The 17962-nt window shown below is 71.0% G+C and carries 12 protein-coding genes; 9 read left to right on the forward strand and 3 right to left on the reverse strand.

Annotation, left to right across the window (positions count from 1 at the left end):
- Window positions 1–1206: 1206 nt before the first annotated feature.
- A complete protein-coding gene (locus D7X96_RS17460; protein ID WP_244219622.1) occupies window positions 1207–2241 on the forward strand; it encodes a FadR/GntR family transcriptional regulator in 1035 nt (344 codons plus the stop codon).
- On the opposite strand, the gene D7X96_RS17465 is transcribed toward D7X96_RS17460, so the two are convergent.
- Entirely contained in the window at window positions 2153–2680 is a 528-nt protein-coding gene (locus D7X96_RS17465; RefSeq protein ID WP_147442878.1) for a hypothetical protein, read from the reverse strand. The genes D7X96_RS17460 and D7X96_RS17465 overlap by 89 nt on opposite strands.
- A gap of 110 nt (window positions 2681–2790) precedes the next feature.
- Between D7X96_RS17465 and D7X96_RS17470 the strand changes: the two genes are divergently transcribed.
- The 3 genes from D7X96_RS17470 (at window position 2791) to D7X96_RS40000 (ending at window position 7550) form a co-directional block, all read left to right on the forward strand.
- Entirely contained in the window at window positions 2791–3717 is a 927-nt protein-coding gene (locus D7X96_RS17470) for an ABC transporter ATP-binding protein (protein WP_120550980.1), read from the forward strand.
- Window positions 3714–7280 carry a M1 family aminopeptidase gene (locus D7X96_RS17475; protein ID WP_121770244.1) on the forward strand — a complete coding sequence of 1189 codons (3567 nt, stop codon included), beginning with the start codon at window positions 3714–3716 and terminating at the stop codon, window positions 7278–7280. Before D7X96_RS17470 ends, D7X96_RS17475 begins: the two co-directional genes overlap by 4 nt.
- A 93-nt stretch (window positions 7281–7373) precedes the next feature.
- Window positions 7374–7550, forward strand: a complete 177-nt coding sequence (locus tag D7X96_RS40000; RefSeq protein WP_158626593.1) for a hypothetical protein — start codon at window positions 7374–7376, stop codon at window positions 7548–7550.
- A gap of 2 nt (window positions 7551–7552) precedes the next feature.
- Here D7X96_RS40000 and D7X96_RS17480 read toward each other — a convergent pair whose 3' ends face one another.
- On the reverse strand, window positions 7553–9040 hold the full coding sequence (locus tag D7X96_RS17480; protein WP_158626594.1) for a DUF4397 domain-containing protein: 1488 nt from the start codon (window positions 9038–9040) through the stop codon (window positions 7553–7555).
- 244 nt (window positions 9041–9284) lie between these two features.
- On the opposite strand from D7X96_RS17480, the gene D7X96_RS17485 reads away from it, so the two are divergent.
- The 5 genes from D7X96_RS17485 to D7X96_RS17505 all read left to right on the forward strand — a co-directional run bounded on the left by D7X96_RS17485 (window position 9285) and on the right by D7X96_RS17505 (window position 15147).
- Window positions 9285–11318, forward strand: a complete 2034-nt coding sequence (locus tag D7X96_RS17485; protein WP_208647330.1) for a S9 family peptidase — start codon at window positions 9285–9287, stop codon at window positions 11316–11318.
- Between the two features lie 90 nt (window positions 11319–11408).
- Entirely contained in the window at window positions 11409–11954 is a 546-nt protein-coding gene (locus D7X96_RS17490) for a hypothetical protein (RefSeq protein WP_120550977.1), read from the forward strand.
- Window positions 11955–12533: 579 nt separating this feature from the next.
- Complete coding sequence (locus tag D7X96_RS17495) at window positions 12534–13523, forward strand: hypothetical protein (RefSeq protein ID WP_147468336.1); 990 nt, start codon at window positions 12534–12536, stop codon at window positions 13521–13523.
- 185 nt (window positions 13524–13708) lie between these two features.
- The gene (locus tag D7X96_RS17500) at window positions 13709–14167 is read left to right on the forward strand and encodes a hypothetical protein (RefSeq protein WP_147468337.1); all 459 of its coding nucleotides are present in this window, start codon (window positions 13709–13711) and stop codon (window positions 14165–14167) included.
- Entirely contained in the window at window positions 14164–15147 is a 984-nt protein-coding gene (locus tag D7X96_RS17505) for a hypothetical protein (RefSeq protein ID WP_121770248.1), read from the forward strand. The genes D7X96_RS17500 and D7X96_RS17505 overlap by 4 nt, the downstream gene beginning before the upstream one ends.
- Here the strand turns inward: D7X96_RS17505 and D7X96_RS17510 are convergent.
- On the reverse strand, window positions 15144–17714 hold the full coding sequence (locus tag D7X96_RS17510) for a sensor histidine kinase (protein WP_120550972.1): 2571 nt from the start codon (window positions 17712–17714) through the stop codon (window positions 15144–15146). The two genes, D7X96_RS17505 and D7X96_RS17510, sit on opposite strands and share 4 nt — an antisense overlap.
- Window positions 17715–17962 lie beyond the last annotated feature (248 nt).

Raw genomic sequence — 17962 nt, forward strand, 5'->3', positions numbered from 1 at the left:
TGTTCGACTACATCGAGGTCTTCTACAACCAGCAACGCATGCACTCGGCAATCGGTTACGCTGCGCCAGCCGAGTTCGAACGGGCAGCGGCATAGTCAACCTGTCCACGAGAGCGGATCACGCCCACAGTCGGACAGGTCCGCGCCGAATCAAGTTGAAGGAACGTGCTTGGCGGAACGCAGCGGTAGTCAGTGACGAGGTGCGTATTCGAACGCCGAGGTCAGGCCACGGGCAGCACGCCCTCCGGGCGCGCAGTCTCAAAACCTGTCCGACAGTCAGACAGGTTCACGCCTCCCAATGCGCAGCAGCGGAGCGCGATGGCATGCGTGCGAGGACGCCAGGACCAGGCCACGGGCGCGAAGCGCAAGCCGGGCAGCGGTCAAAATCCCGCCCGACAGCAGGACAGGATCACGCCTCCCGAGGCACAGCGATAGCCCACGATTTCACGTGTGCAAGGGCGCCAGGACCAAGCCACGGGCCGAAGCGCGGTTGCCGAAAAACCTGTCCGACAGTCAGACAGATGCACGTCTCCCGAGGCGCAGCAGTGGTCCGCGATGTCGTGCGTATGAGGAAGTTGGGACCAGGCCACGGGCCTAAGCGTTCGCCGGGCACAAGGTCCAAAAACCTGTCCGACCGTCAGACAGGTTCGTGCCTCCCAAGGCGCAGCGGCGGTCCGCGATGTCGTGCGTGTGGGGACGCCAGGACCAGTCCACAGGCTGAAGCACTCGCCGGGCGCGCAGTTTCAAAACCTGTCTGACGGTCGGACAGGTCCGCGCCCCCCGAGGCGCAGCAGCGGAGCACGATTTCGTGTGTATGAGGAAGTTGGGACCAGGCCAAGGACCGAAGCGCTCGCCGGGCGTACGGTCCAAAAAACCTGTCCGACAGTCGGACCGGTTCACGCCTCTCGAGGCACAGCGGTGGTCTGCGATGTCGTGCGTGTGAGGTCGCCAGAACCAGTCCACGGACCGAAGCGCCCGCCGGGCGCGCTTTCCGAAAACCTGTCCGACAGTCGGACAGGCTCGCGCGGCATGAAGCCGGGGCCGCCCGCCGGGCGCGCTTTCCGAAAACCTGTCCGACAGTCGGACAGGTTTTTTTCGTCCGGCTCCGGAGGGCGCCTTCTCCAGTCAGCCGACGCGGGCGGTGAGGCATCACGCGTACATGTCAGACCCCTCTGGTTGGATGGCGATGCTGAAACGAGGAAGGGGAATGGGGATGGGGCACGGCGGGCTCGTGGCGTACGTGGAAGCACAGATTGAGCGCGACATCGCGCTGGGACGGATTCACCCGAGCGGGCAGTTCGGCTCGGAAGCGAAGCTGGCGCGCCACTATGACGTCTGCCGGGGCACCATGCGCGAAGCACTGCGGCGGCTGGCGGCACGGGGCCTGGTGGTGCAGCGGCCTGGACGCAAGACGCGCGCGGTGCCGCTGGATGAGTCACTAACGCTGGAGAACCTGGGGCTGGCGCTGCATGACACGCGCTCGCCGGAGGCCCGGTGGCTCTTGGAGGGCTACTTCAGCCTCAGGCGGCAGGTGATGGTGGAGCTGCTGTCCGACTGCTGCGCACGGGCCTCCAAGCGGGACTTGGACCAGCTGGCGGGCATTTGCTTCGGGCTTTGGGACGCGGCGCGCTGGGAGTCAGGGGCTTACTGCGCCCAGGTGGAATTCGAATTGCTGCGGCTTGCGGCCCGCGTGGCGGACCGGCCCGGGCATGTGCTGCTCGTGCAGTCTCTTCAGCGGGCCTTCATGGTCGGCGCGGCCCAGCTGCTGCCTCTTCTGGGAGGTGAGCCGCTGCGCCAGTGGGCGAACTGCGCGAAGGGTGCCCTGCATGATCGCGATACGCGGGCCATCCAGCATGACCTGCCGACGCTGATGAAGGCACACGATGACCGCGTGCTGGATGCCTTCGTCCCTGGTCCCAGTCAGCCTGTCGCTCCGGAGGCCCCGTGCGCTGCGCTTGTCGTTGGGGACTCCGAGGTGCCTGGGGTTGCCCTCTCCCCCCATGTGGAGGCCCTTCCCGAGGAGCCCGACAGCGGAGCTTCAGTGTCTCCTGCCTGCATCGGATTCACTTCGTTCGAGTCTGAGGACGAATGCGTTGGGAGGGGCGGTCTGGGCCGGTGGGTGGAGCGCATCTCCCGGTTCGTGGCGGATCTGCTCAGCGCTGTTCGACGCCCGCTGATGCCGAACCTCTCATCGTCGCCTCGTCCGGACGTAGCTTCGCGCGCACGCGCGGGTCCAGCTTGAGGATGACCGCCTCCACCGCTTGTGCCTGGGAGTAATCGTTGGCCGGCGTGAGCAGGAAGATGCCGACGGCCGCGTCACCTCTCGCCGCCAGCGCCACCTTGCGCACCTGCTCGATGAGGTCCTGCTTGGAGTCCACCTGCCCCCGGCTGAAGGCCAGCTTGCCCAGCAGCTGGTGCGCATAGCCGTCCTTCACCTGGAGCCTGTGGGAGGTCATCTCGATGCCCTCTGGCAACGTCTCCAGCAGGAAGATGACCGACGCCGCATCCTTCACCCCCTCCGCCCGGACCAGCACCTCGCGGTCGCGCTCGGGCAGGGACTCGCCGTAGCCGCGGTACTCGTTCTGCTTCAGGGCCTTGCCATGCAGATAGGTCGGCCCCGAGCATCCCAGGAGCGCGATGGCGCCCGCCACGAGGGAAAGACAGACAGGCCGAAGGTTCATGCCCTGGCGGTCTAACACACACATCGTAGAGCCTCTCATGGACCCGAAGTGCGCCTCTTTGTTCGCGAAGCTGGAAATGGAGTCCCCCACTTCGGCGTAGAACGGGCCACATGCTCAGCCTGCGCAACCTGGTGAAGGTGTACCCGGGCCCGGTGACGGCCCTTCGTGGCGTGGACCTGGACGTTCCCAAGGGGATGTTCGGACTGCTCGGGCCCAACGGCGCGGGCAAGTCCACGCTGATGAAGATTCTCTCCGGCCTGCTGGAGCCGACCTCCGGCGAGGTGACGCTCGACGGTCTGGACCTGGTGCGCCACCCGGAGGCGCTGCGCCCGCACCTGGGCTACCTGCCGCAGGAGTTCGGCTTCTACCCATACCTCTCCGGCCAGGACATGCTGCGCTACCTGCTGGAGCTCAAGGGCGTCACCGCGCCGCAGGGGCTGAAGGCCCTGTGCGCCCAGCTGCTGGAGCGCGTGAACCTCACCTTCGCGGCGAAGCGCAAGGTGAAGGAGTACTCCGGCGGCATGCGGCAGCGGTTGGGCATCGCGCAGGCGCTGGCCGGAGACCCGAAGCTGCTCATCGTGGACGAGCCCACCGCGGGCCTGGACCCCGAGGAGCGTCAGCGCTTCTACCGGCTGCTCGCGGAGATGGCCCACGAGCGCACGGTGCTGCTGTCCACGCACATCGTGGAGGACGTGGCCATGCTCTGCCCGCGCTTCGCCGTCATCCGCCACGGCCGCGTGATGGCCATCACCAGCCCCAGCGAAGCGAAGGCCGCCCTCCACGACACCCTCTTCGAGGGCACCGTCCCCCCGGCCGGCATGGCCGCCTTCCAGCAGGCCCACCGCGTCACCCAGGCCGTGCTCTTCGAGGGCAAGAACCGCGTACGCATCCACGCCGCCCCCGGCACGCCCGTGCCCCCCGGCTTCGAGCGCACGCCGCCCACGCTGGAGGACGCCTACCTCCTCCTGATGAAGGACGCCCCCGAGCCCCCGGCGTCCACGGCCCCAACGCCGTCCACCCCGGCGGTGGGCACGTGAACGCGGCCCGGCTCCTGCGCGTGGCGCGCACCGAGTGGCGCCACCAGACGCGGCGCCCGCTGTTCTGGGTGCTGCTCGTCTTGCTGGTGCTGGTGGTGTGGGGCGTGTCCTCCGGCAACGTCACCATCGACGCGGGCAGCACGGAGGTGGGCGGCAAGAAGGCGTGGATCACCAGCGCCTTCGCCGTCGCGCAGACGGTGCTGCTGCTCACCTTCATGCTGTTCACCTTCTTCGTGTCCGTGGGCGCGGGCATGTCCGTCATCTCCGACGACGAGGCCCGCGTGCAGTCGCTGCTGCACACCACGCCGCTGACGCCCGCGGAGTACGTGTGGGGCAAGTTCGCGGGCGTGCTGGGCGCGTACGTGGTGGCGCTCGGGTGGATGACGGGGCTGCTCGTCTTCTTCCACCACGTCGTGCCAGCGGGCGCGGACGCGGAGTTCCGCGGCCCCCTCGCGTGGGGGAACTACCTGGGCGGCGCGCTGTGGTTCGGCCTGCCGCTCATCGTCTTCATGGCGGGCATGGCCTTCGCCACCGGCGAGCGCACGCGCCGCGCGGTGCCGGTGTACTTCCTGCCGGTGGGCCTGTTCTTCCTCTGCGCGTTCTTCCTCTGGGACTGGTCTCCCGGCTGGCTGGACCCGGGCGTGAACCGGGTCCTCATGGCGCTGGACCCCGGCGGCTTCCGGTGGCTCACGGAAGAGTGGATCAAGGTGGACCGGGGCGTGGACTTCTACAACACGCAGCCCGTGGGGCTGGATGGCCTCTTCGTCACCAGCCGCTTCGCGCTCATGGCGCTGGGGCTGGGCGCGGTGGCCTTGAGCGAGCGCCACTTCCGCCGCGCGCTCCGGGGCGACGTGGGCACGAAGGCTCCGCGCAAGGGGGCCGTCATCGACGCGCCGCCGAAGCAGGTGGCGCTGTCGCACGCGGAGGCGCCGCTGTCCGTGCTGCGCATGGGCGTGCGTCCACCGGGCTTCTGGACGGGGCTGTGGACGGTGACCCGCGCGGAGGGGCGGGGCCTGTTGTCCCAGCCGGGGCTCTACCTGTTCCTGCCGCTCCTGATGTTGCAGGTGGTGTCCCAGGCCGCCACGGCGGTGGGCCCCTTCGACACGGACCTGCTGCTGGTGCCCGGCCGCTTCGCGGTGCGCGTGATGGCAGAGGCGTCCGTGCTCGTGTGTCTGTTGTTGATGTTCTACGTGGTGGAGTCGCTGGAGCGTGAGCAGTCCTCGCACTTCGCGCCCATCCACGACGCGACGCCGGTGCGCACGCTGTCGGTGCTGCTGGGCAAGGCGCTGGCGAACAGCCTGGTGGCGGTGGCGCTGCTCGTGGCCATGGCGCTCGCGGGCACGCTGGTGCAGGTGTTCCAGGGGACGGTGCCGCTGTCGCTGACGCCGTACGTGCTGGTGTGGGGGCTGTTGCTGTTCCCCACGTTGCTCCTGTGGACGGGCTTCATCCTGGCCGCGCGCGCGGTGACGGGCGGCCGCTTCGGCACCTACGCGCTGGCCCTGGCCGCGCTGGGGCTCACCGGCTACCTGGCCGTGCGGGGCGACCTCACCTGGGTGACGAACTGGCCGCTGTGGGACGCGGTGCGGTGGACGGACCTGGGCGCCTTCCAGGTGGACCGCGCCGCGCTGGTGCTCAACCGCGTGGCCGCGCTGGGCGGGGCGGTCTTCTTCACCGCGCTGGCGGTGCGCCTGGACGGGCGGCGCGTCCGCGACCCGGTGACGACGCTGGAGGGGCTGAAGCCCTCGGGGCTCGCGCGCGGACTGTGGCGCCTGGCGCCGTCCCTGGCGGTGCCGGTGGTGGCGCTGGCGTGGCTGGGCATCCTGGTGGGGCAGGGCCACCAGGGCGCGGCGGCGAAGAAGCGCGCGAAGGAGTACTGGCAGAAGAACCTGGCCACGTGGAAGGACGCGCCGCAGCCCATGCTGGTGGACGTGGACCTGGACGTGGACCTGGAGCCGGAGGCGAGCGCCTTCCGCATGAAGGGTGCGTACGTGCTGATGAACCGGCACGCCACGCCGCTCGCGCGCTTCGCCTTGAGCGGCGGAGATGGCTGGACGGACGTGCGCTGGACGCTGGACGGACAGGACGTGACGCCGGAGGACCGCGCCGGGTTGTATGTCTTCACGCCGCCCGAGCCGTTGAAGCCCGGCGCGAAGGTGACGGTGGGCTTCCAGTACGCGGGCCACGTGCCGGCGGGCGTGTCCCGCGCGGGCGGCGCGCTCAAGGAGTTCATCCTCCCATCCGGCGTGGTGCTCACCAGCGAGACGCCCACGTTCGCGCCGGTGGTGGGCTACGAGGAGGAGCGCGGCATCGACCCGAAGGAGAACAAGTACGAGCCGCGCGTCCATCCAGATGACTTCTACGAGGGGCCCACGGATGCCGCATGGGGCAGCAACATGCCGTTCCCCTTCCGCATCCGCGTGAGCGGCCCGGAGGCCTACACGCTCAACTCCGTGGGCGTGCGTGAGAGCGACACGGTGAAGGACGGTCGGCGCAGCACCGTGTGGCGGAGCGACTACCCGGTGAGCTTCTTCAACGTCATCGCGGGGAGGTGGACGCGCGTGGACGGCGCGGGCGCGGTGGTGTTCCACGATCCGGCGCACGGCTACAACGTGCCGGAGATGATGCGGGGGCTGGAGGCCGCGCGCCGGTACTACTCGGAGTGGTTCCACCCGTTCCCGTGGGCGGAGCTGAAGCTGTCGGAGTTCGCCGGCCTGGACAACTACGCGCAGGGCTTCCCCACGGACATCACGTTCTCGGAGTCCATCGGGTTCCTCACGCAGAGCACGCCGGAGTCCAACGCGGTGCTGTTCGTCACCGCGCACGAGGCCGCGCACCAGTGGTGGGGCAACCTGCTCATCCCCGGCAAGGGGCCCGGCGGCAACGTGCTGGCGGAGGGGCTGTCGCACTACTCGGCGCTGAAGCTGATGGAACAGCTCGACGGGCAGGAGGCACGCCGGCAGACCGCGAAGCGCATGGAGGAGCGCTACGGCAAGGACCGGCGCGTGGACGCGGAGCAGCCGCTGGTGAAGCTGGACGACTCGCGCGAGGGCGACACGGTGGTCCTCTACGAGAAGGGCGGCTGGACGTTCTGGATGCTGGAGGACGTGATGGGCCGCGACGCGATGCACGCGGGCCTCCAGGCCTTCCTGAAGCAGTCCATGAACAACGCGGACCACCCGGTGCTGCAGGACTTCATCGCGGCGATGCGCCCCTTCGCGCCGTCACAGGAGCCATTCGACCGGTTCACCCGGCAGGCCTTCTTCGAAGTCGTGGTGCCCGAGTACCGCGTCACCGGCGCGCGCGTGACGAAGGACGGCGGCCAGTGGGTGACCACGGCCACGGTGACGAACGTGGGCACGGGCCGCATGCCGGTGGAGGTGGCGGTGACGAAGGCCGCTGAGCCCTCGGCCCAGGCCGTGACGCGCGTGGAGCCGGACGGGGGCGGATCCGTGCAGGTGACGCTGCGCTCGGAGTTCGAGCCGGAGCGGCTGGTGGTGGATCCGGACGTGCGCGTGCTCCAGCTGCGCCGCGAGCAGGCCCAGGTGAAGCTCGACCCGCCGTGACACGCTGACACGCGGGTCCGTTCGCGCCGGGGACACGCCGACAGCGACTCGGACAACTGGTCCATCGGGGGGACGGCGGTCCTGGGGTACAGCGTGGTGCTGGAGCCCGGCTTCTCCGTGCAGGGGGGCGTGGGGCTCGGGGCCCGGCGCAGCGCGGTTGCCTACGACACCTTCACCCTGCTCGGAGGCGGGACGCAGTCGCAGCGGGTCCACCAATCGTCGTGGATCCTCACCCAGCGGCTTGTGCTCAACCTGGGCCTCGCCTTCTGACGTCAGGGCGCGTGGGCCTGCGTGCTCACGGTCCACGGCGTGCGGGTGGTGTCCACCCACAGGAGCTGGAGGTCCCAGCTTCCGGGCATGGAGCCCGGCGTGTCGGTGGCGACGGCGAAGACGCGCGTGTCCGCCTTGGGCGTCACGGAGAAGCTCGTGCGTGGCGCGCGGTTGGCGTCGTTGGACGGCACCACGCCCAGCGTGACGGTTCCCCCGAAGGGCAGCGGCAGGCCGTCCTGCGCGGTGGCGGAGGCGAAGGGCACGTCGAGGAAGGGCGCGTCCGGCAGCACGCGGCGCTCCGAGCCCAGCGGCCCCACGTCCACGGCGGGCGTGTCCGCCGCGGCGTGCACCCAGCGCAGGCGCAGGTTGGAGGGGTCGCTCGCGAAGCGGTCCATGAGCGGCAGCAGCTTGAACGGCGCCGCCGCCGGCCGGGGCGGCGCGAGGTAGCCCGAGGCGACCATCAGGTAGCGCTCACCTGGGACGAGCGTGGGCGTGGCCGCCGTCACCACCGGAGCGCTCGCGGGACGCTCGGTCCCGGGCGTGGCGGCGAAGAAGTCCAGCGTGTACGCACCCGGCGGCACCTGGAGCGGCGCGGACAGCGCGCCATAGGTGAGTCCTCCGGACAGCTCCTGGTCGCTGGCGAAGAGGTCCAGCGCGGGCGCGTCCGGCGACGCGTGCAGCACGTACACCGTCGGGTTCTGCCGGAGGATGGCCAGCGTGCCGTCGCGGCCCGCGGTGAGCAGCGAGAAGCCGTCGCCCGCGCGCGCGGGGGCGGACATGAGGCCGGTCGCGACGATGAGCGTGTCCGTGCCGGAGCCGGCCGCGGGCACGGTGAAGGACGTCAGCGACCGGCCGTTCCAGCGCAGGCCCACCTGGAACGCGGCGCCGGAGGGGAGCACCAGCGCCGCTTCTCCGGAGTCCTTGAAGCGCCCAAGCCCCCCCACCTCCACGGAGCCGTCATTGCCCAGGTCCACGTCCACCGTGGGCGCGTCCGTGCCGGCGTTGACGATGCGCACGCGCGTCTGGCCGCCGTCGGCGGGAACGGTGTTGTCGCGCAGGAGCAGCGTGCGCATCGCCGCGTCGGAGTCCGACGAGTCGAAGGCGCCCGCGGCCACCAGCGTCCAGCGCGTCCCGGCCTCCATGTTGATCTCCCGGGACAGGACGGGCCGCGAGTCCGCCGGCGCGCCCGCGGGCCGCAGCTCCACGGTGACGTAGGCCGCGTCACGCGAGAGGTACGGCGTGGTGGCGCCATAGGCCACGGCCCGGGCCACGGGCGTGGCGTTGCCGGCCAGGTAGACGTCCATGGCGGGCGCGCCCGGCGCGGCCTGCACGATGCGCAGCTGCGACTGGGTGGGCGGCACCAGCACCGGACCGTCCTGGGTCGGAGGCGCTTCGGAGTCCTCCGCCGAGCCGCCTCCGCACGCGGGCGCGAACACCCCCAGCGATGTGAGCGCGACGACGAGCAGTGTCTTCCCCCGAATCCAGGCCATGTCGAAGTCCCCCTCCTCGGCGGGCCGCGGACGCGGCTCGGCACCGATGTCGACAGGGGTAAGGGTGGTCATCACCTCCACGCGGGCGAACCCCCACGCGAGGGCCACTGTCCGTCCGCGACGTTGTGCACCGGTGCACGTCGCAAACGCCGGGCATCACCCCCTTCGGCTGTCTCCTGTTCAAAACGCATCAACGCGAGGGAATGCCGGGAAGCACGACGGCGCTGGTAGGGTCGGTGGCACCATGACCCTCGCGTCCCTTCCGCTCATCGTGTCGCTGCTCACGGCGCAGACGCCCGCGCCCGCGCCCGCGAAGGCGCCCCCCGCGCCCGCCGCAGCGAAGTCGCCGTCCGCCGTCCCCGGCATCGCTCCCTTGCCCGGCCTGCCCAACCTGTGGGTGAGCGGCGTGCCGCCGGTGCCGCCCGCGCTCTCCCAGCGCGTGCAGCAGTACCTGGAGTCCCGCTCCGCGCAGCTGTTGGACGTGAGCGCGGACGGGCAGCAGGTGCTCATCTCCACGCGCTTCGCGGACGTCAACCAGCTGCACCTGGTGGAGATGCCGCTGGGCGCGCGCACGCAGCTCACCTTCACGAAGGAGCCCATCAACCGGGCGCGCTTCCTGCCGGGCAACCCGCAGATCATCTTCTACCTGCAGGACACGGGCGGCGGAGAGTTCTTCCAGGTGCTCAGGCTGGATCGGCGCACGGGGCGCTCGGAGCTGCTGACGGACGGCAAGAGCCGGCACGAAGAGCTGGTGATGTCCAAGGACGGGCGCTGGCTCGCGTACGCGGGCACGGGGCGCAACGGCAAGGACACCGACGTGTACGTGGCGCCCACGTCCGACCCCAAGCAGGCGAAGCGCGTGACGGAAGCGGAAGGGAGCTGGGCGCCGCTGGAGTTCTCCAATGACGGCTCGAAGCTGCTGGTGCGCCAGTACCGCGCGGCGGACGACGCGGACTTGAGCGTGGTGGACGTGAAGACGAACGCGCGCACGCAGCTGACGCCCAAGGAGGGCAAGGGCAGCGTGGAGTCCGCCGTCTTCACGCCGGACGGGCAGGGCGTGTACGTGGCCACGGACCGCTACAGCGACTTCGCGGAGGTGTACCGGCTGCCGCTCACGGGAACGCCCCCGGCCGCGCCGCCGTCGCTGACGAAGTCCGTGCGCTGGAACGTGCAGGACCTGGAGCTGTCCCCGGACGGGCGCAAGCTGGCGGTGGCCGTCAATGAAGAGGGCTTCGGAAAGCTGTACCTGCTGGACACGCGCACGCAGGCGCTGTCGCCGGTGGAGACGCCGCGCGGGGTGATTGCGCAGGTGCGCTTCCCGTCCAAGCGGTCGGACCGGGTGGCGTTCTCGCTGACGTCGGCGCGCGTACCGCTGGACGTCTTCACGGTGGACCTGGGCACGAAGAAGACGACGCGCTGGACGCGCTCGGAGGTGGGCGGGTTGGATCCGGAGACGTTCGTGGAGCCGGAGCTGGTGCGCTATCCGTCCACGGACGGCGTGAAGGTGCCGGCGTTCCTGTACCTGCCGAAGAACGCGAAGGGGAAGGTGCCGGTGGTGGTGATGTTCCACGGCGGCCCGGAGGGGCAGAGCCAGCCCCTCTTCAGCGCGCAGACGCAGCTGATGGTGACGGAGCTGGGGATGGCGGTGCTCCTGCCCAACGTGCGCGGGTCGGAGGGGTACGGCAAGGCGTACCGCGCCATGGATGACGGCGTGAAGCGCGAGGCGAGCCTGGCGGACATCGGGGCCACGCTGGACTTCGTCGCCTCGCGGCCGGAGCTGGACGCGGCGCGGGTGGGCATCTACGGCGGTTCGTACGGCGGCTACATGACGCTGGTGACGGCGGCGTTCTTCCCGGAGCGCATCAAGGCGGCGGTGGACGTGGTGGGCATCTCGTCGCTGCCGTCGTTCCTGCAGAACACGCAGGCGTACCGGCGGGATTTGCGGCGCGCGGAGTACGGCGACGAGCGCGACCCTGCGGTGCGCAAGGTGCAGGAGCGCATCTCGCCGCTGGGGTCGGTGGACAGGATTCGCGCGGCGCTCTTCGTGCAGCAGGGGGCCAACGACCCGCGCGTGCCGCAGTCGGAGGCGGAGCAGGTGGTCCAGGCGGTGCGCAAGAAGGGTTCGGACGTCTGGTACCTGCTGGCCACGGATGAGGGGCACGGGTTCCAGAAGAAGACCAACCGGGACATGGCCCAGACGACGGCGCTGATGTTCTTCGAAAAGCACCTGCTGGGCCCGGCCGCGGAGCAGGGGAGCGGGCCGGCGGGCGGCAGGTAGCCCTCGCTTCGGAGGGATTCGGACGCCCCCGGTCTGTCAGCGGACCGGGGGCGTTACACATTGTCCATGTCAGCGAGGAGAGTCCTATCCATGAAGCGCAACAGCCAGTCATTGCGTCGGGGTGTGGGAGTGTTGGCGGTGCTCGCGGGCGTGGGCGGAGCCTGGGCGGCCTCCGAGCACGACCAGATGGCCTTCAGCGTCGCGAGGACGCAGTTCAACCTGCGAATCACCCCGGACACCGTGACGGGGCCCGAGTTCCAGGTGTCCCGTCTTCCCGGTGAGCTGCGAGGCCGCGTGGCGGACGTCCCGGTGGCGCTCAAGCTGGAGGACGAGAAGGTGAAGGGCAACATCGGGACCACGGTGGTGAACCTGGACGTGAAGAAGGAAGGCGACGCGGTGAAGGCGAAGGGCGGCTTCCACGGGCGTCCCGTCAACCTGACGCTGTCGCCGCGGGAGCTGACGGTGTACGTGCGCGACTGCACGTACCGGCTGAAGGCGAAGGAAGAGGGCCGCACCTACGAGGGGAAGCGCAGCTGCGACCGCGCGGCCACGCCGCCCACGGAGATCACGCTGCCGGACGCCTTCATCGCGGCCACGCCCGCGGAGCAGGCATCGCTGTTGCTCCTGGCGCTGTAGTTTCCCCCCAGGCTCGGGGCGCGATGACGCGTCCCGTTCGCCTGTTGGGGCTCCTGTGGGGGTGCACGCTCGCCGCGTGCGCGAGCGATGGCGGCTTCGAGCGGCAGTCCTTCGAGCCGGAGGCGGGTGACGACACCCCGGCCGAGCTCGCGGGTCTTGGCTTTACGCGAGAGGGGGCACTGGAGCGCGCCGCGCCCGTGGGCGGTGAGCGCGCCCGGCAGGCCGAAGCGGCGCGGGTGGTGCGTGAGCTCTGGGACATCGCAGGGTCGCACGGGGCGCTGGGGGAGGCGTGGACCTTCGACTACCAGGTGCATGGCGGGGCGCTGACGCTGGTGTCCTTCCGGCGCATGACGCCCGGCCGGGGCGCGGGTGCTTCCGTGGACTGGAGCGCGTTCTCCCGCGAGCTGACGCGGAGTCTGTCCACGATGGTGGGCGTGAAGCCGCGGCGCCTGCGCTTCACGCTGGAGCGCGGGTCTGAACGCTGGCGCTTCGAACTGGAGACGGCCCGAGGGCCGGTCGCGGTCCACGCGCGAACGATGCCTGAGGTCATTCCGGGTGCGTCAGGGCCTCAGCTGGCGGATGCGCTGGAGGTGGCGCGACGACTGCTGCCCGCATCCGGTGGTGCAGGCACTGCTGCCCTTCGTGAACGCGGTGGGACGCCGCACGGTCGAAGTGGAGCTGGAGGGCCGGCACGTGCGCGGTGATGCCGAGCCGCGATGGCGGGTGGTGGCGGCGACGACGCTGGAGCCCGCCAGGCCTCCCGAGGCGATGGAGGACATCGCCAGGGAGTACCGGGCGATGCAGGAGGACATCCTCCGGCACTGGCGCGAGGAGGTGAAGGACAGTGCACGCCTGGCGGGCGTGTGGTCCTTCGAGCAGCTCGCGTACTGGTACGTGGGGGGCTTCATCGCGAAGGGCGTGCTCGGGACGCTGGAGGCCGTCGCACCCACGGTGGTCTCGGTGTTGGGGAAGGGGGGAGCCAAGGCCGCGCAGTGGTTCCGCACGGTGTTGATCCGCACCCCGCCCGCCGAGCGCGAAGCCCTCCAGCGGCTCTGGATGAAGGTGGAGGCAGAGGGGCTGATGGCGCTGGAGGCCGGGGAGCAGGCCGAGTTGCGGCACATCCTGGCCCGAGTGGAAAAGGCCCTTCATGAACCGCTCGACCGGCAGGCGAAGAAGCGGCTCCGGCAATGGGCGCGGCGTGAATACTTCGAGACCGTGAACCCCCGGCTCGCCAAGGAGTTGGGACCCCTGCGGATGGAGGAATATGAAATCCACCACCGCATCCCGCTGGAGTATGCGCGCCTGTTCCCGCGCACGGACATCAACCAGGGCACGAACCTGGTCGCCGTCGAGCGCACGGTGCACCGGAGCATCAACAGGGTCTGGGAGTCCGTGGGGCAACAGGCCCAGCGACTGGACAGCAGGCAGGTGGAAGCGCTCTCCCGGGTGATCGATCAGCAATATGGTTCGTGGTTCCATCGCATCCACGTTCCAGCGGAATCCGCTTCCGCGCTCGCGACCGCGGAGCAGAATGCGCTTCGTGCGGTGAAGCAGTTGCTGGAGCGGTGAAGGGAGCGCGGATGGAGTCCTCACTCAAGGGGCTTGAGCGGCTGATGGCACGGTGCCGCAAACAGGGGCTGCCGTTGCGGTTGGGGACCTCCTCCACGGAGGACTCGACGGGCCGGGAGCTGTTCCCGGGACAACCCCTGGATCCGCTGCTCGCGGCCGTCTTCCGACGGGTGGGGGACGCGCGGATGGCGGAGCTCGTCCTCCATGCTCCGGAAGGAGCGCATGGGGTGGTGGCCATCAACAAGATGCTCCGGGAGCGTGCCGAAGCTCCCTTCCAGTCGTGTCTCGTGTTCGGTCAGGTTGCCAGTCTGGCCTATCGGTTCGCGCTCGTGCCCGGACTGGCGGATTCGCGGGGCCTGCAGCCCGTGGTCTTCATCGATGACCACATTGAGAAGGAAGTCCTCCCGGTCGCATCGAACCTTGACCGTTTCTTCGATGCCTATGCCCGGAGTATTGAAAGCGTCGCGCAGGGAAATGCGCAGTCGCCGGATGCATGGGATGACATGGACTTTCCTCGCTTCGAACCCGAACGCATCGCGCAGGACACGGCCCTCGTGGAGATGCTGCGCGCGGGCCGCTTCGACGGGCTCGTGACCCGGGATGAGGAGAGCCAGCGGTGGATGCGGCGGGTGCTCGGCCAGTGACTCCGCGCAAGCTCTGCCTCCTCATCGCCTTCGCCGCGCTCGTGACCGCCGTGGGCACGGGGGTGTGGCTTGCGTGGCCCGGGCCGGACCTCACCGCGCAGGCGGACCTGGCGGACGCCCCCGCGCGACAGGGGCTCGAACCTCCCGATGTCGTCGTGCTGAGCAACGGCATCCGGCTGTCGAACGTCCCCTCCAACTGCCACGCGGACACCCGGGGCTCCCTCGCCTGCGAGGACCGCTGTGACGCGGACACCGCGTGCCCCGCGGACAGCGTGTGCGCGCATCACCCGGACTTCGGCTTCCTCACCTGTCAGCCGCTGCACCGCTTCTGCGACGACGCAGCGGACTGCACCCTTGCGGACACCTGCCAGCCCGTGGACACCTCCGCGTCAGGCCAGGTCCTCCGGCGCTGCGTGCCCCAGGGAGCGCTGCAAGCCGGGGACCGCTGCACGGGCTACTCGCGCGAGCCGGAGGGCCGCTGCGCGCCGGGGCTCGTCTGCGTCCATGAGTTCTGCGGCCCGCCGTGCGACGTGCACGACGCGGACGCCTGCGCCCCCGGCACCGAGTGCGCCCCCAATCCCTACCGCGTCCTCGGCGCCTGCGTCCCCAGCTGCCGCGACCGGGCCTGCCCCGCCGGCGAACGCTGCGAGACGGACGGCCCGGGCGAGGTCCCCATCTGCCGCCCCTTCGTGGGCCCCGCCTGCCTGGACGCGGAGCCCTGCGCCGCCCATCAAGACTGCCTGCGCGGCTTCGCCGAATCCACGCTCGAAACCGAGGCCTTCGAGTGCCGCGCCCGCTGCGATGACAAGACGCCGTGCGCCCCGGGCCTCACCTGCGACGAGACCAGCGGCTACTGCTTCCAGCCCTGCACCCGCGACACCGACTGCGCCGCCCCCGAGCGCTGCCACGTCCTCCACCGCCGCGAATCCCGGCGGGGCTGCGGCTTCATCGCGGAAGGGCTCCCCGCCTTCCACCGCTAACGGCGCGGCAGCTCCACGAGGAACGTGGAGCCCTCACCCAGCACGCTCTCCACCTCGATGTGGCCGCCCATCGCCTCCACGATCTGGCGGGCAATCCACAACCCCAGCCCGAAGCCGCCGTAGTTGCGCTCGGACACCGCGCGCTCGAAGCGGTGGAACAGGCGCGGCAGGTGCTCCTTCGCGATGCCGATGCCGCCGTCCTTCACCCGCAGCCGCGCCCGGCCTCCCTCCGCCTCCAGGGACACGTGCACCGGGTTGCCACGGCCGTACTTCAGCGCGTTGGAGAACAGGTTGGTGAAGACCTGATCCAACCGCAGCCGGTCCCACTGCCCCGTCACCTCCGGCGCGAGCACCAGCTCCAGCGGCGTCCCCGAGCGCGCGTACTCCTGCTCGAACCGCTCGGCCACCTCCCGCACCAGCCCTCCCAGCTCCAGGGGCTCCAGCACCAGCTCCAGCTTCCCCGCGCTCAAGCGAGACACGTCCAGCAGGTCATTCACCAGCAGCGTCTGCCGCTTCACCTGCCGGTCCACCCGCTCCAGGCCGCGCTTGAGCTTCTCCAAGTCGAAGGACGCCCCCGAGCGCGCCAGCCCCGCCATCAGGCTCTGCACCTGGAGCTGCAGCGCGCTGATGGGCGTCTTCAGCTCATGGCTCGCGATGGACAGGAACTCCTCGCGCAGGCGGATGGCGTCGCGCGCGTCCCGGTAGAGGCTCGCGTTGTCCAGCGCCAGCGCCGCCCGACGCGCCAGCTCCTGCGCCAGCGCCAGGTCCTGCGCGTCGTACGCGCGCTTGGACGTGACGAACGTCAGCGCCCCCAGCGTGTGCCCCCGCACCCGCAGCGGCACGCACAGGTACGCGCACGTCCCGCCCGCCCGGGCGCTCGCCGGGTCCGCCTCCGACAGCCCCGAGCGTGACTCCGGCCTCCCGGACTGGATGACCCGCGCCACCACCGCGAGCCCCGGCGGCGGCACCTCGCCGTCCTCGACGCCCGCCGTGGCCACGCAGCGCACGCCGCCGGACTCGTCCTCCAGGAACACGCCGCAGGCCTCCGCGTACTGCGGCACCGCCAGGTGCGCCACGCGCTCCAGCGTCTCCTCCTCCTCCAGGCTCCCCGCCAGCACCCCGCCGGCCTCCGCCAGGAAGCGCTGCGCCGCCTCGCCGCGCTGGCGCTCGGTGATGTCCACCATCACGCTCAGGCACTGCGGCGGGCCGCTCGCCGGGTGCACGCGCCCCGTCCACACGGCCACCCGCAGCGCGCCGCCGTCGCGCCGCCTCGCCGCCAGGGGCGCGCCGTCCAGCACCGTGCCGCGCGTGGCGCGCTCCAGCCCGTGGCGGAAGGAGTCCCAGTGCTCGGGTGGCACCGCGGGCAACACCTTCCCCAGCACCTCCTCCGCCGTCCACCCCAGCATCCGCTCCGCGGCCGGATTCCACAGCCGCACCGTGCCGTCGGGGTCCAACAGCATGATGGCCGTGGGGCTCGCCTGGATGATGGCCTCCAGCGTCCCGTGCGCCTCGCGCAAGGCAGCCCGCGCCCGCTGCTCGCGCTCCAGGAGCCGCGCCCGCGCCAGCGCCTGCGCCGCGTGGTGCGCCACCAGCTGGAGGAATGCCCGCTCGTCGTCGTCGAACGCGTGCGGCAGGCCGAAGGTGAACACCAGCGCCCCCAGCACCCGCCCGTCCGCCACCAGCGGCAGGCACGCGGAAGACGTCGCCGGCCGCTCGGAGCCGGACAGCGCGTCCTCCACCGTCAGCCACACCGGCCGCGACTCGCGCAGCACCCGCGCCACCGGCGAGTCCCCCTCCAGGGGCATCCGCTTCAGCCGCTCCGCCGCGTCCGGCGTGCAGCCCGCGCAGCGAAGCAGCGTGGCGCTCGCCGCTTCCGGCTCCACGCACCACAGCGCCCCGGCCTTCGCGTCCGCCACCGCCAGCCCCTGCTCCAGCACCACCTCCGCCACGCGCGCCGCGGTGAGCGCCTCGGACAGCTCCGCGGTGACGTGCTGCAGCCGCGCGAGCCTCCCCGCCGCCACCTCCGCCGCCTGACGCGCCTGCCGCTCGGACGCGTACGCGCGCGCCACGTCCAGCGCCAGCGCCGCCCGGTCCGCCAGCTCCTGGAGGAGCAACTGCTCCCCCGGGTCGAACGACGACGGCTCCGGCGCCTCCCGCCACACCGTCAGCGTCCCCAGCGGGCGCCCCCGCGCCCTCAGCGGCAGCACCAGCACGGCCTCCACGCCCTGCGCCTCGCCCGAGTCCAGCACCTCCGCCGCCACGCCCTCGTCCGCGCGCACCCGCTGGGAGAACATCGCCTGCAGCCGCACGCGCGCCTCCGGCACCGCCGCCGCGGACGCCACCGTGCGCAGCCACAGCCCGTCCTCCGACAACAGCCGCAGCGCGCACGCGGAGCCCAAGAGCGGCACCACCAGGCCGCACAGCCGCTCCATCACCGCCGGGGGCTCCAGCGACGCGTCCGCCAGCACCCGCGAGGCCTCCGCCAGCAGCGCCAGCCGCTCTTCAATCTCCGGAAGCCGCGCTCCGTACTGCCGCGCCTCCCCCAGCCTGGTTGCGACCATCGTCATGCCACGTCCCCCCGTTGCACCCGCCATGGGAGCACGGCCCCGCTCGCGGCGCTCTGCGTCCCAGGTCCCGCCATCCCAGACTTCTGCGGATGCTCGACACCCACCCCGGGGAAGCGTTGGTGGCGGGCATCCGCCTCGCCCCACGGCCTGGCTCCCTCGGGGGCAGGGGGGCGGGCGCGCACATGGGCTCACCCGGAGCGGTTGGAAACCAAAGGACCCTGACGGCAGCCGTTGCGGTGGGCCCGGGT

It is taken from the genome of Corallococcus interemptor (assembly GCF_003668875.1).
Taxonomy (GTDB): Bacteria; Myxococcota; Myxococcia; order Myxococcales; family Myxococcaceae; genus Corallococcus; species Corallococcus interemptor.